The organism is Bradyrhizobium sp. AZCC 2262 (assembly GCF_036924535.1).
Lineage (GTDB): Bacteria > Pseudomonadota > Alphaproteobacteria > Rhizobiales > Xanthobacteraceae > Bradyrhizobium.
The window spans coordinates 9404143-9425763 of sequence record NZ_JAZHRT010000001.1; the positions used below are offsets into that span (position 1 = coordinate 9404143).

General features: G+C 63.0%; 20 protein-coding genes and 1 pseudogene. 6 read left to right on the top strand and 15 right to left on the bottom strand.

The window, feature by feature from the left end; genetic code table 11:
• Nucleotides 1-63: 63 nt before the first annotated feature.
• Nucleotides 64-1875: a DNA mismatch repair endonuclease MutL gene (mutL, locus tag V1283_RS44155; RefSeq protein WP_334392844.1), complete on the bottom strand. Its 1812-nt coding sequence runs from the start codon at nucleotides 1873-1875 to the stop codon at nucleotides 64-66.
• A gap of 238 nt (nucleotides 1876-2113) precedes the next feature.
• On the opposite strand from mutL, the gene V1283_RS44160 reads away from it, so the two are divergent.
• Both V1283_RS44160 and V1283_RS44165 read left to right on the top strand, forming a co-directional pair.
• Nucleotides 2114-2431 carry a ribbon-helix-helix domain-containing protein gene (locus V1283_RS44160; RefSeq protein WP_334392845.1) on the top strand — a complete coding sequence of 106 codons (318 nt, stop codon included), beginning with the start codon at nucleotides 2114-2116 and terminating at the stop codon, nucleotides 2429-2431.
• A gap of 482 nt (nucleotides 2432-2913) precedes the next feature.
• Nucleotides 2914-4281 carry an IS5 family transposase gene (locus V1283_RS44165; protein WP_334385573.1) on the top strand — a complete coding sequence of 456 codons (1368 nt, stop codon included), beginning with the start codon at nucleotides 2914-2916 and terminating at the stop codon, nucleotides 4279-4281.
• On the opposite strand, the gene V1283_RS44170 is transcribed toward V1283_RS44165, so the two are convergent.
• The 5 genes from V1283_RS44170 to V1283_RS44190 all read right to left on the bottom strand — a co-directional run bounded on the left by V1283_RS44170 (nucleotide 4268) and on the right by V1283_RS44190 (nucleotide 8257).
• Nucleotides 4268-5038: a DUF4435 domain-containing protein gene (locus V1283_RS44170; RefSeq protein WP_334392846.1), complete on the bottom strand. Its 771-nt coding sequence runs from the start codon at nucleotides 5036-5038 to the stop codon at nucleotides 4268-4270. The two genes, V1283_RS44165 and V1283_RS44170, sit on opposite strands and share 14 nt — an antisense overlap.
• A 298-nt stretch (nucleotides 5039-5336) precedes the next feature.
• Nucleotides 5337-6905, bottom strand: a complete 1569-nt coding sequence (locus V1283_RS44175) for a GMC family oxidoreductase (RefSeq protein ID WP_334392847.1) — start codon at nucleotides 6903-6905, stop codon at nucleotides 5337-5339.
• A 38-nt stretch (nucleotides 6906-6943) separates the two neighbouring features.
• Nucleotides 6944-7492, bottom strand: coding sequence for a gluconate 2-dehydrogenase subunit 3 family protein (locus V1283_RS44180; RefSeq protein WP_334392848.1), 549 nt, complete (start codon nucleotides 7490-7492; stop codon nucleotides 6944-6946).
• Nucleotides 7493-7525: 33 nt separating this feature from the next.
• A complete protein-coding gene (locus V1283_RS44185) occupies nucleotides 7526-7921 on the bottom strand; it encodes a VOC family protein (RefSeq protein WP_334392849.1) in 396 nt (131 codons plus the stop codon).
• Nucleotides 7922-8257: a c-type cytochrome gene (locus V1283_RS44190; RefSeq protein ID WP_334393396.1), complete on the bottom strand. Its 336-nt coding sequence runs from the start codon at nucleotides 8255-8257 to the stop codon at nucleotides 7922-7924.
• Nucleotides 8258-8647: 390 nt separating this feature from the next.
• Between V1283_RS44190 and V1283_RS44195 the strand changes: the two genes are divergently transcribed.
• The 3 genes from V1283_RS44195 (at nucleotide 8648) to V1283_RS44205 (ending at nucleotide 9864) form a co-directional block, all read left to right on the top strand.
• Nucleotides 8648-8929: a hypothetical protein gene (locus V1283_RS44195; protein ID WP_334392850.1), complete on the top strand. Its 282-nt coding sequence runs from the start codon at nucleotides 8648-8650 to the stop codon at nucleotides 8927-8929.
• Nucleotides 8930-9110: 181 nt separating this feature from the next.
• Nucleotides 9111-9317, top strand: a complete 207-nt coding sequence (locus V1283_RS44200; protein WP_334392851.1) for a YgaP family membrane protein — start codon at nucleotides 9111-9113, stop codon at nucleotides 9315-9317.
• A 13-nt stretch (nucleotides 9318-9330) separates the two neighbouring features.
• Entirely contained in the window at nucleotides 9331-9864 is a 534-nt protein-coding gene (locus V1283_RS44205) for an RNA polymerase sigma factor (protein ID WP_334392852.1), read from the top strand.
• A gap of 7 nt (nucleotides 9865-9871) precedes the next feature.
• Here V1283_RS44205 and arfB read toward each other — a convergent pair whose 3' ends face one another.
• From arfB to V1283_RS44245, 8 genes and pseudogenes are all read right to left on the bottom strand, one after another.
• Complete coding sequence (gene arfB, locus V1283_RS44210; protein WP_334392854.1) at nucleotides 9872-10291, bottom strand: alternative ribosome rescue aminoacyl-tRNA hydrolase ArfB; 420 nt, start codon at nucleotides 10289-10291, stop codon at nucleotides 9872-9874.
• A gap of 180 nt (nucleotides 10292-10471) precedes the next feature.
• Nucleotides 10472-11827 (bottom strand): M16 family metallopeptidase, encoded by a 1356-nt coding sequence (locus tag V1283_RS44215; RefSeq protein ID WP_334393397.1) that lies wholly within the window; start codon nucleotides 11825-11827, stop codon nucleotides 10472-10474.
• 11 nt (nucleotides 11828-11838) lie between these two features.
• The gene (locus V1283_RS44220) at nucleotides 11839-13230 is read right to left on the bottom strand and encodes a M16 family metallopeptidase (protein WP_334392855.1); all 1392 of its coding nucleotides are present in this window, start codon (nucleotides 13228-13230) and stop codon (nucleotides 11839-11841) included.
• Between the two features lie 160 nt (nucleotides 13231-13390).
• Nucleotides 13391-14011, bottom strand: a complete 621-nt coding sequence (locus V1283_RS44225; RefSeq protein WP_442895925.1) for a hypothetical protein — start codon at nucleotides 14009-14011, stop codon at nucleotides 13391-13393.
• Nucleotides 14012-14198: 187 nt separating this feature from the next.
• Complete coding sequence (gene lspA, locus V1283_RS44230) at nucleotides 14199-14717, bottom strand: signal peptidase II (RefSeq protein ID WP_334392857.1); 519 nt, start codon at nucleotides 14715-14717, stop codon at nucleotides 14199-14201.
• A 534-nt stretch (nucleotides 14718-15251) separates the two neighbouring features.
• Nucleotides 15252-18236: pseudogene (gene ileS / locus V1283_RS44235) on the bottom strand (isoleucine--tRNA ligase); the annotation flags it as partial.
• A gap of 195 nt (nucleotides 18237-18431) precedes the next feature.
• A complete protein-coding gene (locus V1283_RS44240; protein WP_334392858.1) occupies nucleotides 18432-18986 on the bottom strand; it encodes a sugar O-acetyltransferase in 555 nt (184 codons plus the stop codon).
• On the bottom strand, nucleotides 18983-19954 hold the full coding sequence (locus tag V1283_RS44245; protein ID WP_334392859.1) for a bifunctional riboflavin kinase/FAD synthetase: 972 nt from the start codon (nucleotides 19952-19954) through the stop codon (nucleotides 18983-18985). Before V1283_RS44245 ends, V1283_RS44240 begins: the two co-directional genes overlap by 4 nt.
• A gap of 240 nt (nucleotides 19955-20194) precedes the next feature.
• On the opposite strand from V1283_RS44245, the gene V1283_RS44250 reads away from it, so the two are divergent.
• A complete protein-coding gene (locus V1283_RS44250) occupies nucleotides 20195-20590 on the top strand; it encodes a response regulator (protein ID WP_057835874.1) in 396 nt (131 codons plus the stop codon).
• A 172-nt stretch (nucleotides 20591-20762) separates the two neighbouring features.
• On the opposite strand, the gene V1283_RS44255 is transcribed toward V1283_RS44250, so the two are convergent.
• Complete coding sequence (locus V1283_RS44255) at nucleotides 20763-21617, bottom strand: TIGR01459 family HAD-type hydrolase (protein WP_334392860.1); 855 nt, start codon at nucleotides 21615-21617, stop codon at nucleotides 20763-20765.
• Between the last annotated feature and the right edge of the window lie 4 nt (nucleotides 21618-21621).

Genomic DNA, 21621 nt, shown 5'->3' on the forward strand with positions numbered 1-21621 from the left:
GCGTCTCTGGAATACTGGATCACCCGCTTTCGCGGGTGATGACAGATGAGTGCGCAGAATCGACTACCGTCGCCCGAACAGCTTCTCGATATCGCTCAGCTTCAACTCCACATAGGTCGGCCGGCCGTGGTTGCACTGGCCGGAATTCGGCGTGTCTTCCATTTCGCGCAACAGCGCGTTCATCTCTTCCGGCTTGAGGCGTCTCCCGGCGCGGACGGAGCCGTGGCAGGCCATGGTGGCCGCGACGTGCATCAGGCGGCGCTCCAGCGGCAGCGCCTCGTCCCATTCGGCCATGTGCTCGGCGAGATCGCGCAGCAGCGCCGCCGCATTGGCCTTGCCGAGCAGCGACGGTGTTTCGCGCACCGCGACCGCGCCGGGGCCGAAGGATTCGATTGCAAGCCCGAACGACGCCAGTTCGTCGGCACGCGCGAGCAGCTTCTCGACGGTGGCTTCATCCAGCTCGACGATCTCGGGGATCAGCAATATCTGCCGCTGCACACCATTCTTGGCCAGCGACGCTTTCAGTTTCTCATAGACGATGCGCTCATGCGCGGCATGCTGGTCCACCACGATCAGGCCATCGCGGGTCTGCGAGACGATGTAGGTTTCGTGGATCTGCGTCCGCGCCGCGCCCAGCGGGCGGTCGAGCAGGTCGGCGGAGGGCTGCGCCTCGAAGCGCACGTCGGCGGTCGGCGTGCCGACATCGAAGGCGGCTTGCCCCGCTTCGGCGAGCGCAGATGCCATCGCGCCTCCGAATGAAGGCGCGGGGTTGACCGGATAGGCCGGCGAACTCCGCCAGTCCCAGTTGCTCGGACGTGGCGCAAAGGAGGGGCGGAACGCCGATAGCGCCGCGCCGTCGGTATTGGCGGCGGTGCGCCTGCCTTCGCGGGCGAGACCGTCTTTCAGCGCATGCACGATCAGCGCGCGGACGAGGCCGGCGTTGCGGAAGCGTACCTCGGTCTTGGCCGGATGCACGTTGGCGTCGACCTCCTGCGGCTCCAGCGTCACGAACAGCGCCACGACAGGATGACGGTCGCGCGGCAGGTAGTCCGAATAGGCCGCGCGCACCGCACCGAGGATGAGCTTGTCGCGGACCGGGCGGCCGTTGACGAACAGATATTGCCCGAGCGCGTTGGCCCGCGTCAGCGAGGGGGCTGCGGCAAAGCCCTCGACCACAACGCCCTCGCGCTCGGCGCGCACTTCGATCGCGCTTGAACGGAAATCGTGGCCCAGGATATCGCCAAGCCGCGTCAGCCGGCCGGCGGCGCCCGGCAGCGCCGCGGCCCAGGTCACCGGGGCGCGTTCCTCGCCGGCGAGCGTGAAAGCGATATCGGGCCGCGCCATCGCCAGCCGCCGCACCACTTCGCGGATTGCTTCGGCCTCGGTGCGGTCGGTCTTGAGGAATTTCAGTCGCGCCGGCGTCGCGAAAAAGAGATCGCTGACCTCGACGCGGGTGCCATGCGACAGCGCCGCGGGCATGATGTCGGATTTCGCGCCGCCTTCGACCGACAGCGACCAGGCGTGCGGCTCGGTGGCATGCCGCGTGGTGATGCCAAGCCTCGCAACCGCGCCGATCGAGGGCAGCGCCTCGCCGCGGAACCCGAGCGTGCGAATGCGCAACAGATCCTCGTCGTCGAGCTTGGAGGTGGCGTGGCGGTCGACCGCGAGCGCGAGATCGGCATGGGTCATGCCGCTGCCGTCGTCGGTGATGCCGATCCGCCGCCTGCCGCCGCCATCGGTGAAAATGTCGACCCGGCTGGCGCCGGCATCGATGGCGTTTTCGACCAGTTCCTTGACCACGCTCGCGGGACGTTCGACCACCTCGCCGGCGGCGATGCGGTTGACGACCTGTTCGGGGAGCTGGCGGACGGGCATGGGGCGGGGGCTGATGCGTCGATTCGAGGCTGAACCACCATTGTAGGCGCTAGGGGCGGCAAATGCATGGGAAGAAGCCGAAGCCATGCCCGGCTGGGGATGAAATAAGACTATCGCCTTGAAGATGCTCAGGTTCGTTCTCGGCGGGCCGCCGGGACCAGAGATTGGACTTGGGATTGTGAGGTCGCTTTCGTCGGTATATCGTTTAGAAAAATTATAATCTGACGGGAGGGACGCCATGTGCCATCTGTTCGCGCACCAGCCTCAACGCGACTATGAATCGCAGACCCGATCGCTGCGGATGGGCGGCCATTCCACCTCGATCCGGCTGGAAATGTCGTTCTGGGACACGCTGGAGGAGATCGCGGCGAAGGAGGGGATGAGCCTCGCGAAGTTCCTTACCACGCTGCACGACGAGGTCCTCGACCACCACGGCGAGGTCAAGAATTTTGCCTCGCTGTTGCGCTGCTCGTGCCTGATCTATCGCGCCAAGAGTGCGGTTCCCGTTCCGGAATTTCGCGGCGGTGCCGCCGCCATCCTCGACGCGGCCGAATAGGTTTCCATCGATCAGAAAATCCAAAGCGGCTCGACCCGTTCGGATCGGGCCGCTTCCATTTGTGGGAACTAGGTAGCGCCGTCGATAGGTGGTGCTCTACAGGTCGGTAACCCGGCCCCGCCAATTCGTACGCGGGACGTCGGTCTACCGATGTAAAGCGGTTGCGCCAACAAGATACGAAAATGACCTAGAGAGATCTCAGGCAATTTCAGCTAGTAGTTGGAATGATAAGAACGCCGGTCGGCTGTGTAATAAAATCCTGCAGACCATTCGGGATCTCGGACCTTGTCGCGAGTGAACGCAAAGTAAGCTGTCGTCCGTGAAGAACCATCCAAGCGGTTGATCAAGAATCGATTTTCCGGGCGAGATTGGCTTTGAGATTGCAAGCTTTGGGGCTTTGACTGCCCAAAAGCTTGCAATTTCATTTTTGAGGATTCCGTCGAATCGCGAGCCGTGATTCCGTCATCGCATCGGAGGGAGCGATGCGACCAAGGGAACGACGAGAGACGGGACAAGCCGATCTTCTGCGCTCGCGGCTGGACGCGATCATCGACATGGGCCACCCGCTGGTGAAGCTGGCACAGACGATCGACTGGTCGTTCCTGGAGCAGCGGTTCGGGGCGGTCTATGAGGACAAGCCGGGCCGGCCGCCATTACCGACCCGCCTGATGGCGGGACTCGCGATCCTCAAGCACACCTACGACCTCTCTGATGAGGTGTTGTGCGAGCGCTGGGTGGAGAACCCCTATTACCAGTTCTTCTGCGGCGAGGAGTTCTTCCAGCACCGGTTGGTGTTCGATCGCTCTTCGCTGACGCGCTGGCGACAGCGGATGGGCGAGGAGAAGTTGCAGGCCTTGCTGCAGGAGAGCCTTGCGGTGGCCAGCAAGACCGAGGCGATCAAACCGGCCGATCTTAATCGGGTCATCATTGATACGACGGTGCAGCCCAAGAACGTGATGTTCCCGACCGATGCCAGGCTGCTGAACCGCGCCCGCGAGATCCTGGTCCGGCTGGCGAAGCGATATGGTGTCAAGCTGCGCCAGTCCTATGCCAGGGTGGGCAAGTTCGCGCTGATCAAGCACCAGCGTTATGCCCACGCCAAGCAGTTCAAGCGCGCCAACAGAGCCTTGAAGAAGCTCAAAATCTATCTCGGCCGCATCATCCGCGACATAGGCCGCAAACTCGGCGGCAACGCCGACTTGCTCGGGGGGGTCGTGTTGGAGCGCATGCTGGCGCGGGCGCGACAAGTGCTCGAGCAGAAGCAGCGCCAGCGTGGCCCGAAGCTCTACTCGCTGCACGCGCCGGAGGTGGAATGCATCGGCAAGGGCAAGGCGCACCGGCCTTACGAGTTCGGCGTCAAGGTCTCGGTCGCCACTACGCTGGCGCACGCCAAGGGCGGGCAGTTCGTGAGCCATGTGAAGGCGCTGCCCGGCAACCCCTATGACGGCCACACACTTGCAACCGTCATCCCCGAGATGGAGGCGCTGATCGGCAACACCATCGAGCGCGCGCTCCTCGACAAGGGCTATCGCGGCCACAACGCTCCGCCCGATTACAAGTTCAGGGTGTTCATCTCAGGACAGAAGCGGCGGGTGACGCCACAGATCAAGCGCCAGCTGCGACGGCGTTCCGCCGTCGAGCCGGTCATCGGCCACCTCAAATCCGAGCACCGCATGGGCCGCAACTACCTCTGGCATCGTGAAGGCGACGCCATCAACGCCGTCCTCGCCGCCGTCGGCTATAACTTCCGCCGCCTGATCTGCTGGCTCAGGCTCTTGTTGTGGCAAATCATCGCCACCTTCCCCGGGTCAATCCAGCCTGAAAATCCAGGATTCTTCACGGCCGACTAAGCTGCTGTGCTGAAAAGCGCGGTCGAACAGAGGTATCGAAAATTCCCTTCCTTGCAGCAGATCGTTCCTCAGCCAGCAGATCAAGCCACTTCAGGAAGAACGCCAGAATAAATTTCCCACGATGTCGTGAGTGAGGGTCTAACTCCTCGAATTCGATATCAATATTCGTCGTCTCCCCGGTATCGGGTTCGCGTTCGAGCGGGATCAAAATCTTAAGACTGTCAGAATCCGTAATGGCTCTAGCCGACTCAAGCTCGGCGACGACATATTTCGCGATTCGATTTTCAATTCCGCTGCCCTTCAATCCGATTGAGAGGCGACGCGCATGGAAAACGCGCCTGTTGGCGGGCGACATGGCTGCAAAAAAGCTTTCCATGGCAGCATGAAAGAGGGAAAGGGCACGATCAATCGGCTCTCCTGCGCACTTTAATTCATCGACTAGAATGCTCTCAAGAACGCGTTCTGAGGCGAGGTAATTCTCGATAGAATACATCTCGGTCAGGAATAGATCTGGTCCTGTTGCGTATCCCTTCAGATCATCAAAGTCGCGGTCGAGAAAGAAGTAAATACCTAAACGAAGGTAGGTTTCGTGAGGCCGAACGTTACTTCTGAACAGAAGTATCTGATCTTTTCCGTTCGCTGGCAGCGGCTCAAAGGCAGTTGAGTCGTTGCACCGTCCAACCCAAACACTGTAAGGACCGACATCATCGAGTCCTTCAAATACAAAGATGGGCCTTACGCTCTCGCGAGACCGCACGCTGATTATTCGTGCCTTTAGTACACCCTAGGTCTAATCCGGCACCCTCTTGAGAGCGGCATCGCCTGAAATAACGAGAAAAAGGAACAAGCCGCGCTCTCACTCCGTCCGATAGGCGGGAAAGATGCGCCTCAGACACCAGACAGCTAGGGCCACGGCCCAAGCAAGATCGAAAATAGCGAACGGCAAGAAGCTTTTCGAGCACGTGCCTACCGGCGGACGCTCCGAACGCCGATTCCGGGACCTGCTTGAGGCCTACGCGAATCAGTTCGAGATCGCCACTGAGGCAGACAAGGCGTTAGATCTCCTTGCGCTGCATCGCGCCGGCGATGTGGTCGGCCTGCCGGATCGCCAGCGAGACGATCGTCAGCGTCGGATTGCAGGCCGCACCGCTGGTGAACTGGCTGCCGTCGGAGATGAACAGGTTCTTGACGTCGTGGGCCTGGCCGAACTTGTTCACCACGCCATCCCTGGGCTTTTCGCTCATCCGGTTGGTGCCGAGGTTATGCGTGCTCGGGTAGGGCGGCGTCGGATAGGTAACGGTGGCGCCGACGGCCTCGTAGACCGCGGCACCCTGCTTGTAGGCGTGATCGCGCATCGCGACGTCGTTGGGGTGATCGTCGAAATGCACGCTCGCCACCGGCATGCCGAACTTGTCCTTGGCTTTCGGATCCAGCGTGATGCGGTTGGTTTCCTGCGGCATGTCCTCGCCGACCAGCCACATGCCGGCCATGCGCGGATAGGATTCCATCGCTGACGTGAAGGAGCGTCCCCACCCGCCGGGGTTCAGGAACGCCGCCATGAAGGGCACGCCGATCGACAGCGTCTCCATCTCGTAGCCGCCGACGAAGCCGCGTTTGGGGTCGTTCTTCGCTTCGTCGCGGATGATGCCGGCCATGGTGGTGCCGCGGTACATGTGCACCGACTTCTCGAACACCGCGTACACGCTGCCGGTCATGTGCCGCATGTAGTTGCGGCCGACCTGCCCGGACGCGTTGGCAAGGCCGTCGGGGAACATGGTCGAAGCGCTGTTGAGCAATAGCCGCGGGCTCTCGATCGAGTTGCCCGCGACCGCCACCACGCGCGCCTTCTGGCGCTGCATCGCGCCGCTCTGGTCGGCATAGACCACGCCCGTCACCTTGCCGGACGCGTCGTGCTCGATCTTGATCGCCATGCTGTTGGGGCGTACCTCGAGATTGCCGGTCGCCTCGCCTTTGGGGATCTCGGTATAAAGCGTCGACCATTTCGCGCCCGACTTGCAGCCCTGGAAGCAGAAGCCGATCTGCTGGCAGGCGCCGCGCCCGTCACGTGGCGCGCTGTTGATCGCCATGTTGCCGGTGTGCACCTCCTTGTAGCCGAGCTTCTTCGCACCGGATTCCATCACCTTGAAATTGTTGTTGCCGGGCAGTCCCGCAATGCCGTTGGTGCGGGTGACGCCCATCTTGTCCTCGGCCTTGGCGTACCACGGCTCCATCTCGGCGAGCGTGATCGGCCAATCCAGCAGATTGGCGCCCGGGATGTTGCCGTAGGTGCTCTTGTCCTTGAACTCGTGCTCGTCGAAGCGCAGCGAGGCGCCGGCCCAGTGCGTGGTCGAACCGCCGACCGCCTTCACGATCCACGCCGGAAGGTTCGGAAAATCTTTTGCGACCCGCCAGCTTCCCGATGTGGTGCGCATGTCGGACCAGGCGAGCTGGGTAAAGCTCTCCCATTCATCGTTGACGAAGTCCTGCAGCTCGATGCGCGAACCGGCTTCAAGGATCACGACCTTGACGCCCTTTTGCGCAAGCTCATTGCCGAGCGTTCCGCCGCCCGCGCCGGAGCCAACGATCACGACCACGCCGCTGTCATTCAGATCGAATTTTGCCATGTGGGTTTCCTCCCTGAGGGTTCGTTGCCGGTGGCGCTTTACGCCTTCGGGAGCCAATCGATGTCGGCGAAGCCGCGCTTGATGTAGCCGCCGTGTTCGGCGGAGGAGCCCTCGTAGCCGAATTTCGGCCAGAGCTCTTTCTGGTTATAGAGGGAGACGACGAGGTCACCGCGAACCTTCTGGAAGAAGGCGGTCTGCTCGATGCGCTGCAGCAACGCCACGCGATCATTTTCCCACGCCACCTGGGCGTAAGGCATCTTGTGGCGGTCATTGGCTTCCTGATCCAGACGCGCGACGCCGTCATTGATCAGCGCCTTGGTGGCAGGATCTTTCGCCGCTTTGCCGTCCCACGGCTTGATTGCGGTAATGTAGTAGCTGTCGCCCAGGAAGTCGTGCGGATAGATATCGCGCGCGACCTTCACCAGCGTCTTGAGCGTCGCCGGCGTCAGCGTGGTGGCGTCGTCGGCCCATGCGTCGCTGACAGTAAGGCCCGCACTTGTCGCGATCGCGACGGTCGGCACGGCCGTGGCTGCGCCCTTCAGGAAGACGCGGCGATCATATTTGCTTCGACGATCGACTTCTCTCATTTGTGTCCTCCATTAGATGCTTGTTGATTGCGATTAACCGAAGCGGCCACCTCGTTGAATCACTTCGATCTTGTAGCCGTCGGGGTCGGAGACGAAGAAGAAGCGCGCGAGCGTCCTGCCGTCATGCTTGAAGTCGCGCAGCGGCCCGGGCGCGAGATCTTCGCGCGAAAATCTCGCGTGTTCGGCGTCGACATCATCGACAACGACGGCAAGATGGCCGTAGCCGTCACCCAGCGCGTAGGGCTCCTTGCGATCGAAATTGACGGTCAGTTCGACCTCGAACGGCGAGGAGGGATGACGCAGATAGATCAGCGCGAAATCCGCAAACTTGAGATGGTCGGCGACCTCGAGCCCGAAGGCGCGTGCGTAGAAGTCCAGCGATTTCGCCGCGTCGAATATGCGGACCATTGAGTGAACGGGCTTTGCCATTCAGTTCAGCTCCTTCAGATAGGCGATGATGGCGGCGCGGGTCTCCGGCTTGGACTGGCGGTAGGCCATGATGGAGCCTGGAACCATCGCCTGCGGATTGGCGAGATAGGCATCAAGCCTGGTGTCGTCCCAGACGAAGTCGGCCTTGGCGAAGCCGGCGGAGTAGTGGAAGCCGTCCGCCTTGCCCGCCGTCCTGCCGACGATCTTGAACAGCGACGGACCCTGGCGGGCCGGGTCGGATGTATTGGTGGTATGGCAGGTCGCGCATTGCTGCTTGAACAGCGTCGCACCGTCAGGTGGCTTGGCGGCCGGCAGCGGTATCTGCGCGCCGGCCATCGTCACGAAAGGCAGCGCGGCGCAAAATCCCAGCCCGATCGCCCATATCGTGCGCAGCTTCGTCATGTGCTTCACCGTTGACGTGCGCAGACTGTAAGTCGCGGAAAATAGGCGGTGGTAGTAGCGGGCTGTTTCACGACAGAACAAAAGTGGCCGGAACGGGCTCCCAATCTTCACATCGCATGTGCGAAGTTCCACTCGCCGCATATGCGGTCGGTCCGTGGCCAAGCATTCGCAAAATGACCCCGAAATCCCTGCACGATCACCACATCGCGCGGGTTGCATGGCGAATGCGCCGTCCGCCCCACGCGTGATCCGGCGATGAGCATGTTCGGTGCGAACGGCGCGTGAAGCCGAACCGCTCATCGTCAACCAAACCTGGAGACATGGATGAAACTAGTGAAAACCTCGGCGATTGCCGTTGCAATCTCGGCCCTGCTCGCCGGTCCTGTTCTGGCGCAAGGCGCCTCGCCCGATGCGAAGGTCCGTGGCAGCGCGCAGGGCAAAACCCAGATGCAAAGCGGGGCATCCGGCAGCGCCGACGAGGATGTCGACGCGGGCGGCGCCGGCCGCAAGGCTGGCGCGACCGCGAAGACCGGCACGAAGGGCACCGTGGGAGCCGGCAGCGGAAAGGTCACCGGTGGGGCGATGGCTCCAGCAACGGGCCGGTAAACCATCACGAGAGGAAACCCGCGCCCTCCGCGGGGTTGCTCGCCAAAACAGAAACTCCGGCCGCGCCACGGCCGGAGTTTTTTGCGTTTGGGGCGGCGGCTCGCGAACCGAAAGCGTGGCCGGGTGGCTCTATTCGATGAGAACGTTTGAAGGTTCTCTCGCTGAAACAAAAGGAGCTGTTATGTTTTATCGCAAGAATTTGCCGAGCTGGGAGCGGGTCATGCGATCGGCCGGAGGTGTCGTGATGATTGCATACGGACTACTCGGTATGCCGGAGACGATTGGCGGCTATGTGGTCGCGGCCACCGGTGTGACTGCCATCATGACGGGATTTTTCGGCTTTTGCCCGATGTGCGCCATGATAGGCCGGAGGCTGCCTTCTTCATGAGGCAGGCCACGCCATGACCGTGTTGGCTCGAGCAAGCCGTTGCGATGCTTCCCTGATCGAGGCGGCCCGCGGCGGGGACGCCGACGCGCTAGGGTCGCTGATCGCTGCCGCCCAGCCCGACATCCGCCGCTATGCCGCGCGCAACTGCCGCGCGGCCGACATCGACGACGCCGTGCAGGAAACGCTGCTCTTGCTGTACCGGCGGGTCGGAACATTGCGCGCCGTGACGTCGTTCTCGGCGTGGCTGTTCGCGGTCGCCCGCCGCGCCTGCCTGCGCCTGCTGCGTCGGTCGGCGGGAATAGCTGAGGCTCCGGCTGACGACGTGGAAATGCGTTTGTCGCATCTCGCGCCCGAGGACATTCGCATCGATCTTTGCCGCGCCATCCAGTCCTTGCCCGACCATTATCGCGAGGTGATCCTGCTGCGCGATATCGAGGAACTGTCGATCGACGAGATCGCCGGTGTCCTCGCCCTGACGCGCGAAAGCGTCAAGGCCCGCATTCACCGCGCGCGATTGATGATCCGGGAGTATCTGGTGCGGGATTGAGCGGAGCTCAATCGTCGAAGCGTGCGGTGTTGCGCTTCGCCTTGATGTCGCTGCGGCGCTTCTTGCCTTCCAGCCTTCGCTGCTTCGAGCCGAAGGTCGGCTTGGTGGCGCGCCGCGGGATCGGCCTTACCATGGCTTCGCGCAGCATTTCGAGCAGGCGGTCGATGGCGTCGGCGCGGTTGCGTTCCTGGGTGCGGAAGCGCTGGGCGTGGATCACGATCACGCCCTCCTTGGTCATGCGCTGGCCGGCAATCCGGTTCAGCCGCAGGGCTGCGTCCTCCGGCAGCGTGATCTTCCGCGTATCGAAGCGGAGCTGCGCGGCAGTCGCGAGCTTGTTGACGTTCTGCCCACCCGGGCCGGAGGCGCGGACGAAGCCGATCTCGATATCGTTCTCGTCGATCGTGAGGTCGCGGGAAACCCGCAGCATGGCGTTCACCGGTAGTCGTCATGCCCGGGCAGAAGCGCGTCTTCGCGCCAGATGTCCCGGGCATCCACGTCTTACCAGTGTCTGAAGAAAAGGAAACGTGGATGGCCGGGACATAGGCCAGCGGAAGCGACGCCGTCCTTCGGACGGCTATGCCCGGCCATGACGGCTGAGGCCACCTATTTAATTCGCCTTCGGCGCCGCCGCAGCCGGCTGGGCGGCGGCCTGCGGGGCGCGGCCGACGATGACGGTGAGCAGGCCCTGGCCCCACAGCTTCTGCGCGGCCTTTTTGGCGTCGTCGAGCGTCACGGCGTCGACCAGGGCATTGCGCTTCTCGATGTAGTCGATCGGCAGCTTGTCGAGCTGGTACTGCAGCAGCGCCTGGGCGAGCTTCGAGGAAGTGTCGAGCGCCAGCATCTGCGAGCCCTTGAGGTAGGACTTGGCCTCGTCCAGTTCCTTCTGGGTCGGGCCTTCTTCGGCCATGCGGCGGATTTCCTTCTCGATCGCGTCGACGGTCTCGCCGGCGCGGTCGGCGCGGGTGCCGGTATTGCCGATGAACAGGGCGGAGCGATCCATCCAGAGCAGCGATTCATAGACCGAATAGGCGAGGCCGCGCTTCTCGCGCACTTCCTTGTAGAGCCGCGACGACAATCCGCCGCCGCCGAGGATGTGGTTCACGACATAGGCGGCCATGAAATTCGGATCGTGGCGGCGAACGCCGGGGCCGCCGAACGTCACGACCGTCTGCGGCACGTCGAGTGGCACGAACGCGCGCTGCGGCGGCTTGGTGGCTTCGACCTCGGCGATGGCCGTCAGACTGGCCTTGGCCGGCAGTGCGCCGAAGGTCTTGTCCAGGAGCTTGCCGAGTGTGTCGGCATCGACATCGCCGACCACGGCGATGCGCAAGGTATCCTTGGCGATGACGCGGCGAACGTAATCCTTCATGTCGGCGACGTCGATCTTCGGCACGCTGTCGAGCGTGCCGTTGCCCTGCCTGCCATAGGGATGATCGCCGAAGGCGACTTCGAGGAATTTGCGGCTCGCGAGCGAGGTCGGGTTGGTGGTGTCGCGCCGCAGTCCGGAGAGCACCTGTGCGCGAATGCGCTCGACGTCGGTGGCGTCGAAATGCGGCGAGGTCAGCGCCAGATGCAACAGATCGAAGGCCTCGTCCTTGTTGTCCTTGAGCATGCGGAGCGAGCCGCGGAAGGTATCGCGGGTCGAGGAGAAGCTGAGCTCGATGGCGCGGCGCTCGAGGCGCTCGTGAAACGTCTTGGAGTCGAGATCGCCGGAGCCCTCGTCGAGCAGGCCGGCGACCATGTTGCCGACGCCGGATTTGTCTGACGGGTCCTGGGCGGCGCCGCCGCCGAAGGCATATTCCATCGCAATCAGGGGCACGGTGGCGTCCTGCACGAACCACGCCTCGATGCCTCCAGGCGAGATCAGCCGCTGGATCTTTGCCGCGGCGTGCGACGGCGTTGCGGCCACCGACAGTAGCGCTACACCGACGACAAGGATGGAGGCGAAGCGCTGCGCGCCCATTTGAAAATAGTTCACGAGCGCTTCTCCTCGCGTTTCGGCGTGGCGTCTTTGATGAGATAGCCGGTCACCGAGCGGTTCTTTTCGAGCCATTTCTGTGCGGCGTCGCGGACCTGTTCGGCGGTAACGGCGCGAATCCGGTCCGGCCAGCTCCTGATATCGTCGATGGAAAGCCCGGTCGTCAGCGCGCCGCCATACCAGCGGGCCAGCGTGGCCTGATTGTCCTGGGCGTAGATCGCTTCAGCAATCAACTGGGTCTTGACCCGCTCGAGATCCTCGGCGCGGGCGGGATTCTGGATGACGTCGGCAATCACGCCGTCGATCGCCTGCTCGATCTGCGAAAACTCCACGCCGGGTTTTGGCGAAACCGAGATCGAGAACTGCGAGGGATCCAGCGAAGTGCCCTGGTAACCCGCGCCGGCGCTGATCGCGAGCGGACGGTCGATCACCAGTGCGCGGTAGAGATAGGAGTTGGAGCCGCCGCCCATCAATTGCGCGAGCACGTCGAGCGCTGCGCCTTCGCCGGCCGCAGCCGTCGTGGAGGAGGGGACGAGATAATAGCGCCGCAGGCCGGTCTGTTCGACGCGCGGATCCGATAGCGTCACCGTGCGCGGCGCGGCGGGCACCGGCTCCTGCGGACGGATGCGATGTGCTGATATCGCCGGCTGGGCGGGAATGGCGCCATAGGCCTTTTCCACCATCGGGCGGACTTCCTTGGCGTCGACGTCGCCCGCGATTACCAGGATCGCATTGTTCGGCGCGTAGAAACGCTTGTAGAACGCCAGCGCATCCTCGCGGTCGAGCTTCTCGATCTCCTGGCGCCAGCCGATGATGGGGCGGCCATAGGGATGGTTGAGATACAGCGCCGCCATGATCTGTTCGGTCAGCCGCGCGTCCGGATTGTTGGCGACGCGCATATTGAACTCTTCCAGCACCACGTCGCGCTCGGGAAGTACGTTCTCATCCTTGAGAATGAGGCCGGTCATGCGGTCGGCCTCGAACTCCATCATTTTCGCCAGCTGCTCGCGCGGCACGCGCTGGAAATAGCCGGTGTAGTCGAGCGAGGTGAAGGCGTTTTCGTTACCGCCGATCCGCAGCACGGTCTGGGAGAATTCACCGGCGGGATGTTTGGCCGTCCCCTTGAACATCAGATGTTCGAGGAAGTGCGCCAGTCCGGATTTGCCCGGCGTCTCGTCGGCGGAGCCGACTTTGTACCAGATCATCTGCGTGACGACGGGCGTGCGGTGATCGGGGATCACGAGCACTTGCAGCCCATTGTCGAGGGTGAAGCTGGCGGGACGCTCCGACGTGACCGTGGTCTGGGCGATCGCGCTACCGGCGGAGAAAGCAAACGTTGAGATGAGGGCTGCAACGAACGGGGCGGCAAAACGGTGTGAGGACATCATGACCTATCTGGCGCGCATGCCGCAAAACCGGTGACCGGTCCTGCGATAGGATTTCGCGCAAACGTTAGAAGTAACCCGACCAAACCGTTCGGGATCAAGCTGCGGCATCGTACACCGCGCCGGTACCAACAATCGTCACGAAGGCGAGAGATGGGCTTAACTATTCGCCATATTGGCCTTTGGCCGGGTTGTATTCCTTGTTGAGCGATTCCTTCGGCCCGGTGCCGTAGGCAAAGTTCGACGAAGGCGTCTGGTAGCCGGGCGGAGGCTGGGTCAGCGATTCCCGCGTCGGCTCGCCCTTGAAGGGCGCCGTCTCGCTCTTGTTGCCGCCGAACAGGCCGCTGAAGCCACCGCTGTAGCCGAGCTGCGACGGGCTCAGGATCGGATTGTTGTTCGAGGTACCAGGTTGCACCGGATCGTTGTCCTTGCGCGAGGGCGCCGCGGTCTTGCCCACCGCGAGCTCGGCCGGCGTCAGGATGCGGGCCTGTTCGCGCGGGTCCTTGTTCTCTTTCTTGCGCGCGGCGACGGCAGCCTTGCGACGCTGCTCATCGGGATCCTTTGGCCAGTTCGGCGTCTTCACGTCGGCGGCGGTCCCGGCCGGCGGCGGCAAATCGAGCTTGGGGGGAACCACCAGGGGGGAACGCTCGCGGTACTCGATACCGCGGTTTTCCATGTTGGTGCCGCCGATGCCGCGCATGATGCCTTCGATGATCTTTTCCTCGAAGGTCTTGTCGTCCTCGTCCTCGTCGTCACCCGCGCGCACCGGGCCGGCGGCCATCACCAGGCCAACGCCGAGGGCAATGGCGGCAAACCGCAGGGCCCGGCTCAGCGAGCTGGTCTGCAGCATCCAAAAGCGGGCTTCGGTCTCGCGCATCGCGCTGTTCCCATTCACAATTTCTGCAACACGCGGGGGGCCGGTTTGAGGACGCATTGTGGCACCGTACCGCAATGGTCCGTATCGACCGGGATCAGGGCGCTTTTGCGGCCGATACCCCCAGGAACGAGTCATACAACAGGCCCGCCACCCCGGCAACGATGGCCACATCGGCCAGATTGAACACATACCAATTGTAGGTTTTACCGCCGATCTCGATATGGAACAGGGCGAAATCGACCACCGCGCCATGCAGGAAGCGGTCGATGCCATTGCCCACCGCCCCGCCGATGATCAGGCCCAGCGCCAGCGTGGCCACGAGCGTGCTGGAGCGTGCCATCCAGATCCCCAGCACGATCACCGCAATCGCCTTGATCGCCATCAGCGCGACCTGGGCGAGCTGGTTGTCGGTTTGGAACCAGCCAAAGCTGATCCCGACATTCCAGGCCAGCACCAGGTCGAAGAACGGCGTGACCCTGACCACGCCGCGATCGGCGAGGTTGAACGCGTAGAGCAGCCAGAGCTTTGAGGCCTGGTCGATCACCAGCGTGACGATCGCGGCAAGGGCGCCGGCGTGGAGATGAGGGGTACGTGAGTGTTCTAGGCCAGACACTTATCTGGCCTTCTTTTTCTTCTTTTTCTGCCTGGTCGCAGGCGGCGGCCTCTTGGCCGTCTTTTTCTTCTTCGCCTTCTTGGCCGCCGTCTTTTTAGCTGCCTTCTTGACTCCCTTCGTTGCCGAAGAAGCTTTCCTGGATTTGGCAGCCTTCTTGGCCTTGGCTTTCTTGGCTACGTTTTTCTTGGCAGCAGCTTTCTTCGCTACAGTTTTCTTGGCCTTGGCCTTTTTGGTCTTGGGCTTCTCGGTATTGGGCTTCTTGGCTTCGGCTTCGATGGCCTTCTCGGCTTCGACAGCCTTCCTGGCCGCGGCGACCCTCTTGGCTTTGACGGGACTCTTGGTCTGGTCAGGCTCCGTGCCTTCTGAAGTCTTCCTGGCCCTGACCTTCCTGTCTGGCTTGGCCGTCACGTTTTCCGAGCCGGCTTGCGCAAGCGGCTCCTCTAATTGCTGCTCTTGCTTGACGTGTTGCTGCTCGATCAAGGCGACAGGTGCGGCGGGCTCCTCGACGGCATCAACCGGCTTCTCGCCTTCGGCAAGTGCCCTCCATTCGCGCAAGGCCTGTGCATCGCGCGGGGAGACGTCGGGATATTCGGCGTCTTCACCGACGGTCGGCAGGATCTTCCACGACCGGGCGCATTTGGTGCCCACCGCCTTCTCGACCACGACGGCGACGCCGGGAACGTCGGGGAGGGTGAACGCGCCGGCCGGCGCGTCGTCGTTGGTCGCCATTGCGTTCGAAGTGATGCAGACTTCGGCCAGATCGACGTCGAACAGCGTGTTGAAGATGTTCGTGTCCGACACATGGATCAAAGGCGAAGCCTCCAGTGAGGAGCCGATGTTCTTGGCGGCGCGTTCGAGCTCAAGTGCACCGGTAACCACGCGCCTGACATCGCGAATGATTTCCCATTTCGCGGCCAGCGCATCGTCGCGGAACTGGTCGAAGCTTTCCGGAAACAGCGTCAGGTGCACCGACGGCTCGGCGTCCGGTCGGTACATCCGCCACGCCTCTTCGCAGGTGAAGCTGAGCACCGGCGCCAGCCAGCGCAGGATCGCATCGCAGATGATGTCGATCGCGGTCAGCGCCGCCTTGCGCGTGACCGAGGACGGCGGATCGCAATAGAGCGCGTCCTTGCGAATGTCGAAATAGAACGCCGACAATTCGGTGTTCATGAACGCCGCCAGCGTCGCGACCACCGTCTTGTAGTCGAACTCGGCATAGGCCTGGCGCACGATCGAGGCGCGTTTCGCCAGCTCATGCAGCATCAAGCGTTCAAGCTCGGGCATGTCAGCGTGGGCGACCGCATCGGCAGGATGGAAATGATGCAGCGTGCCGAGCATCCAGCGGACCGAGTTGCGCAGCTTGCGGTAGGTCTCGATGGTGTTCTTGAGGATCTCCGGCCCGATGCGCTGGTCGTCGGCATAGTCGGTGGCGCAGACCCACAGACGCAGGATATCGGCGCCGGAATCCTTGATCACCTTCTGCGGCTCGACGCCGTTGCCGAGCGACTTCGACATCGCGCGACCGTTCTCATCCAGCGTGAAGCCGTGCGTCAACACCACGTCATACGGCGCGCGGCCGCGGGTGCCCGCGCTTTCCAGCAGCGAGGAATGAAACCAGCCGCGATGCTGGTCCGACCCTTCCAGATACATCACGGTATCGTCGCCGCCATCGATCTTGCGGACGATGTTGCCGAGATTGGGGAAATTCTGGCGGTCCTCGAGCACGAAGGCGTGCGTCGAACCCGAATCGAACCAGACGTCGCAGATGTCGTCGACTTTCTTCCATTCCTCGGCCGCGCGTTCCCCGAGAAAGCGCTCGCGCGCGCCGTCCATGTACCAGGCGTCGGCGCCTTCCTCCATGAAGGCTTCGACGATGCGCTGATTGACGATTTCGTCCTGCAGGATCTCGGCGGAGCCGTCGCCCTTTTCGCGCACGAACACGGCGATCGGCACGCCCCAGGCGCGCTGGCGCGAGATCACCCAGTCCGGGCGGCCGGCGATCATGCCGTTGATGCGGTTTTGTCCGGCGGGCGGCACCCATTGCGTCACCGAGATCGCATGCAGCGCGCGGGCGCGCAGCGTGTCGCCGGGCTTGGCCTTGCCGTTGTCCGCAATGTCCTTGTCCATCGCAATGAACCATTGCGGCGTGTTGCGGAAGATCACCGGCTTCTTCGAGCGCCAGGAATGCGGGTATTGATGCTTGAGCCGGCCGCGCGCCAGCAGCTTGCCGGCCTCGACCAGCGCCTTGATCACGGCCTCGTTGGCGTCGCCCTTCTCGCCCTTGTCGTTGATGACGCGCTTTCCCGTGAAGCCCGGGGCATGGTCTGTGAAGGCGCCGTTCTCGTCGACGGTGTAGGGGATCGCGGTGTTGATGCCGCGGGCATCCAGCTCGCGCGCGTTTGCCATCCAGACGTCGAAGTCCTCGCGGCCGTGGCCCGGTGCGGTGTGCACGAAGCCGGTACCGGTGTCGTCGGTGACGTGGTCGCCGGGCAACAGCGGCACTGTGAATTCGTACCCGCCGCTAAAGCCTTTCAACGGATGGGCGCATTCCACCGCGTCGAGCGTGTCGCCTGGCAGGTCGCGCACCTTCTCATAGGCGGTGACGCGCGCCTGCTTGAAGACTTCGCCTGCGAGCGCATCGGCGAGGATCAGGAGATCGCCGGTCTTCGCCCAATTGTCAGCGGGCGCGTCGGTGATCTTGTAGAGGCCATAGGCGATCTTCGGCGAGAACGAGATGGCGCGGTTGCCGGGCAGCGTCCATGGCGTCGTGGTCCAGATCACCACGGAAGCCTCGGCCAGCGCGCCATGCGCCGGCGAGGTGACCGGGAATTTCACCCACACCATGTCGGAGGTGTAGTCCTCGTATTCGACCTCGGCTTCGGCCAGCGCGGTCTTCTCGACCACGCTCCACATCACGGGCTTGGAGCCGCGATAGAGCGTGCCGTTGGCGGCGAACTTCATCAGCTCACGCGCGATCTGTGCTTCCGCCGGATAGCTCATCGTCTCGTAGGGATGGTCCCAGTCACCGATGATGCCGAGCCGCTTGAATTCCTCGCGCTGCACGTTGATCCAGTGCGTCGCATAGGCCCGGCACTCTTTCCGGAACGCCACCATCGCGGTGGAGTCGCGAAAATCCGGCTTCGGCTTGCCCTTGGAGCGGTAGTTCTCTTCCTCGATCTTCCATTCGATCGGCAGGCCGTGACAGTCCCAGCCCGGCACGTAGTTGGAATCGAAGCCGAGCATCTGCTGGCTCTTGGTCACGACGTCCTTGAGGATCTTGTTCAGGGCATGGCCGATATGGATGTTGCCGTTGGCGTAGGGCGGCCCGTCATGCAGCACGAATTTGGCGCGGCCGGCGGCGTCCTGGCGCAGCTTTTCGTAGAGGTCGATCTCGTTCCAGTATTTGAGGATTTCCGGCTCGCGCTGCGGCAGGCCGGCGCGCATCGGGAATTCCGTCTGCGGCAGGAACAAGGTTTTGGAATAGTCGGCAGCTTCGGACTTTTGTGGATTTTGGGACATGAACGCTCTGGTTTGGCTCGTAAACGGCGCTGAAACGTGGGGAAAGCGGCTGAGCAGGAAAACCCGGTCTTGCGCCGAGCAGAACGCTCAGGCGGAAGCCGGGCCGCTAATGCTGATGGTGCGCCGCGCAAACATGGAGCTTTCCATAGCAGCCAACCGGAAAAATCGCAAAGCCCGGCGGCATGAAGGGCGAATTCACCCCGAACGGGGCCGGGCAGGGTTTCCGGCGACTATGTGGCCGGCGGCGACATCACGCGTCACCACGCTGCCGGCACCGATCACGGCGCCATTGCCGATGGTGATGCCGGGCAGGATGATGGCGCCGCCGCCGATCCAGACGTCGCTGCCGATCCGCACCGGGCGGCCGAATTCAAGGCCGGTCCGCCGTGTCTCGGCGTCGCGCGGGTGGTCGGCGGCGTAGATTTGCGTTGCCGGCCCGATCTGGGTGCGGTCGCCGATCGTGACCTCGACCACGTCGAGGATGACGCAGTTGAAGTTGAGAAACACCTCGTCGCCGAGCCGGATGTTGTAGCCGTAGTCGCAAAAGAACGGCGGACGGATCACCGCGCTGGCGCCAACATGTCCGAAATGGGCCGAGAGCAGCGCGTGACGCTCGGCCACGGGGGCTGCGAGCGCCGCATTGTAGCGTGCGAGCCAGGCCTTGTTCGCGGCGGCGTCCGCCTGCAGTTCGTGATCGCCTGGGCGGTACAACTCGCCGGCCAGCATTTTTTCTTTTTCAGTTTTGTTCAACCAATCGCTCCGAGCCTGGGAAACGCGTCCGGCGCCGCGGCCAGTGCCGCGCGCGCCCTGGCGCTGTCGTCATCCATCTGGCGTATCAACGCTTCGATGGTGTCGAATTTCAGCTCGTCACGGATGAAACGGATGAAGGCGACGTCGAGCACGGCTCCATAGAGGTCACCCTTGAAGTCGAACAGGAACACTTCGAGCAGCGGCGAGCCATTATCGAAGGTGGGGCGGCGGCCGAAGCTCGCCACCGCATCGAAGCGCTCGGCTCCACGGCCGACCCGCACCGCATAGATGCCGTGCTTGAGGCTGCAATTCTTGTCGAGGCGAATGTTGGCGGTGGGGTAGCCGAGATCGCGGCCGCGCTTCTCGCCATGGATCACCTCGCCGCTGACGAACCACGGCCCGCCCAGCATGGCGGTGGCTTGGTCGATCTGGCCCTCCGCCAGCGCCATGCGGATCGCGCTGGAGGACACCGGTCGCTCCTCGATATCGACATGGGCCTGGACGTCGACCTCGATGCCGAGCCGCGGCCCTTCGCTGACCAGCAGGCTCGGCGAGCCGGCACGGCCCTTGCCGAAATGAAAGTCGTAGCCGACCGCAATGCCGCTGATGCCGAGGCGCTTGATCAGGTCATAGTGAATGAAATCTTGCGCCGAGGTTCCGGCGCGGGTCTTGTCGAAGGTCATCACCACCGCGCCGTCCAGCCCGGTCCCGGCCAGCAGCCGCAGCTTGTTGGCCTCGTCGGAGAGGCGGAATTGCGGGCTGTTCGGGCTGAAAAAGCTGCGCGGATGCGGCTCGAAGGTAACGGCGAACGCCGGCTTGCCATGGGCACGGCCCATCCGTAAGGCCGCATCGATCACGGCCCGGTGCCCCAGATGGACGCCGTCGAAATTGCCCATGGCGACCACGGCTCCGCGGGGGATCTCGGCGGCAGGGGTGCTGTCTCGGATAACGGTAAAACCAGTGGTCATTTCAGGGTTCTGCACGGATTCTTCAGGGATTTTTCAGAGATTCTTGGGTCTCGGCGCGGCCGGGACCGTGACGCGGTGCCCCCGCCGAAGTCAAGCGGGGCGGGTTGGACCAAAACGCATGCAATCCGCTATCGCCCGATTAACGCGCTGTTTAACGGCAGGTGCTAGTGCTTCAGGGGAGGACTGCGGGTCGCGCAGGCCTGCCGATAATTTGTGACGTAAGCATTGAGTGGGGGAAAGATGGCGGTTGATTTGTCCATGCCGGTTCTGGTGGTCGATGACTACAGCACCATGATCCGCATCATCCGAAATCTTCTGAAGCAGCTCGGCTTTGACAACATCGACGATGCCAGCGACGGCTCGGCGGCGCTGAACAAGATGCGCGGCAAGAAATACGGGCTGGTGATCTCCGACTGGAACATGGAGCCGATGACCGGCTACGACCTGCTCAAGGAAGTCCGTGCCGACCCCAATCTGGCTACCACGCCCTTCATCATGATCACGGCGGAATCCAAGACCGAGAACGTGATCGCCGCCAAGAAGGCCGGCGTGAACAACTACATCGTCAAACCGTTCAACGCGGCGACGCTGAAGACCAAGATCGAGGCGGTCTTCCCGGACATGGCGACGGCCTAAGGCGCCTGGTCTCCAACTCGCTCCAATTCTCGCGGTGCGGCCTCAATCCCGGGCCTGCTGCGCTCTGATGAGTCTACGTCCTACCAGGTCTTGCGTTTTCGGATGACGTGACGCCCATTCCTACTTTGCATGGGGTTGTTTTCGCAATTTTGAGTCCGGTGCAGCGATGCACCTACCACCGCAGCTCGCGCATCAGCGCGCGGGGCGGGTGGCCGAACAGCTCTTTCACCGAGGCCGGGTCGAGCTGGTCGATGCCCTCGAATTCCTCGGAATGGATGCCGCGGGTGAGGAAAAGACAATCGATCCCGAAACCGAGCGCGCCGGTGAGATCGGTGCGTACCGAATCTCCGATCGCCAGCACGCGATCGAGCGGGGTCGGCTTGCCGCGGCGTTCGGCGGCGAGCGCCATGGCGCGTTCATAGATCGGCCGATGCGGCTTGCCGTAGAAGATCACCTCGCCGCCCAGTTCGCGATAGAGCTCGGCGACGGCGCCTGCGCAATAGATCAAGCGGTCGCCGCGTTCGACGACGATGTCGGGGTTGGCGCAAATCAACGGCAGCTTGTGTTCGCGCGCCTGCAGCATCATCGCGCGATAGTCTTCCGCCGATTCGATTTCGTCGTCGAACAGGCCGGTGCAGACGATGTAGTCGGCTTGCTCCAGCGGCGCCATCACGGCATCGAGCCCGCGATGGATCGACGAATCCCGATCTGGACCGATCCAGAACATCTTCTTGCCGGGATGGTCGGCGACGAAATTCCGGGTGAGGTCGCCTGAACTGACGATGGCGTCGTAGGTCTCGTCGGCGACACCGAGCTTGCGCAACTGGCGCTGCACGGAATCGGCCGGCCGCGGTGCGTTGGTGATCAGGATGACGGTGCCGCCGCGCTGGCGGTAGGTGTGCAGGGCCTCGCAGGCTTCGGGGAAGGACTCCAGCCCGTTATGCACCACGCCCCAGATGTCTGAGAGGATCACCTCCACGCCGTCCACGAGGTCGCTCAGCCGCTCCGCGAAACGCAATGAGGTCATGATT

Excerpts from the sequence above, each read along its gene's own strand:
- V1283_RS44245 (WP_334392859.1), bottom strand. The coding sequence starts at position 19,954 with ATGACCACTGGTTTTACCGTTATCCGAGACAGCACCCCTGCCGCCGAG.
- V1283_RS44180 (WP_334392848.1), bottom strand. The coding sequence starts at position 7,492 with ATGAGAGAAGTCGATCGTCGAAGCAAATATGATCGCCGCGTCTTCCTG.
- V1283_RS44160 (WP_334392845.1), top strand. The coding sequence starts at position 2,114 with ATGTGCCATCTGTTCGCGCACCAGCCTCAACGCGACTATGAATCGCAG.
- V1283_RS44255 (WP_334392860.1), bottom strand. The coding sequence starts at position 21,617 with ATGACCTCATTGCGTTTCGCGGAGCGGCTGAGCGACCTCGTGGACGGC.
- V1283_RS44205 (WP_334392852.1), top strand. The coding sequence starts at position 9,331 with ATGACCGTGTTGGCTCGAGCAAGCCGTTGCGATGCTTCCCTGATCGAG.
- V1283_RS44165 (WP_334385573.1), top strand. The coding sequence starts at position 2,914 with ATGCGACCAAGGGAACGACGAGAGACGGGACAAGCCGATCTTCTGCGC.
- V1283_RS44250 (WP_057835874.1), top strand. The coding sequence starts at position 20,195 with ATGGCGGTTGATTTGTCCATGCCGGTTCTGGTGGTCGATGACTACAGC.
- mutL (WP_334392844.1), bottom strand. The coding sequence starts at position 1,875 with ATGCCCGTCCGCCAGCTCCCCGAACAGGTCGTCAACCGCATCGCCGCC.
- V1283_RS44220 (WP_334392855.1), bottom strand. The coding sequence starts at position 13,230 with ATGATGTCCTCACACCGTTTTGCCGCCCCGTTCGTTGCAGCCCTCATC.
- V1283_RS44215 (WP_334393397.1), bottom strand. The coding sequence starts at position 11,827 with ATGGGCGCGCAGCGCTTCGCCTCCATCCTTGTCGTCGGTGTAGCGCTA.
- V1283_RS44195 (WP_334392850.1), top strand. The coding sequence starts at position 8,648 with ATGAAACTAGTGAAAACCTCGGCGATTGCCGTTGCAATCTCGGCCCTG.
- V1283_RS44190 (WP_334393396.1), bottom strand. The coding sequence starts at position 8,257 with ATGGCCGGCGCGCAGATACCGCTGCCGGCCGCCAAGCCACCTGACGGT.
- V1283_RS44200 (WP_334392851.1), top strand. The coding sequence starts at position 9,111 with ATGTTTTATCGCAAGAATTTGCCGAGCTGGGAGCGGGTCATGCGATCG.
- V1283_RS44175 (WP_334392847.1), bottom strand. The coding sequence starts at position 6,905 with ATGGCAAAATTCGATCTGAATGACAGCGGCGTGGTCGTGATCGTTGGC.
- arfB (WP_334392854.1), bottom strand. The coding sequence starts at position 10,291 with ATGCTGCGGGTTTCCCGCGACCTCACGATCGACGAGAACGATATCGAG.
- V1283_RS44185 (WP_334392849.1), bottom strand. The coding sequence starts at position 7,921 with ATGGCAAAGCCCGTTCACTCAATGGTCCGCATATTCGACGCGGCGAAA.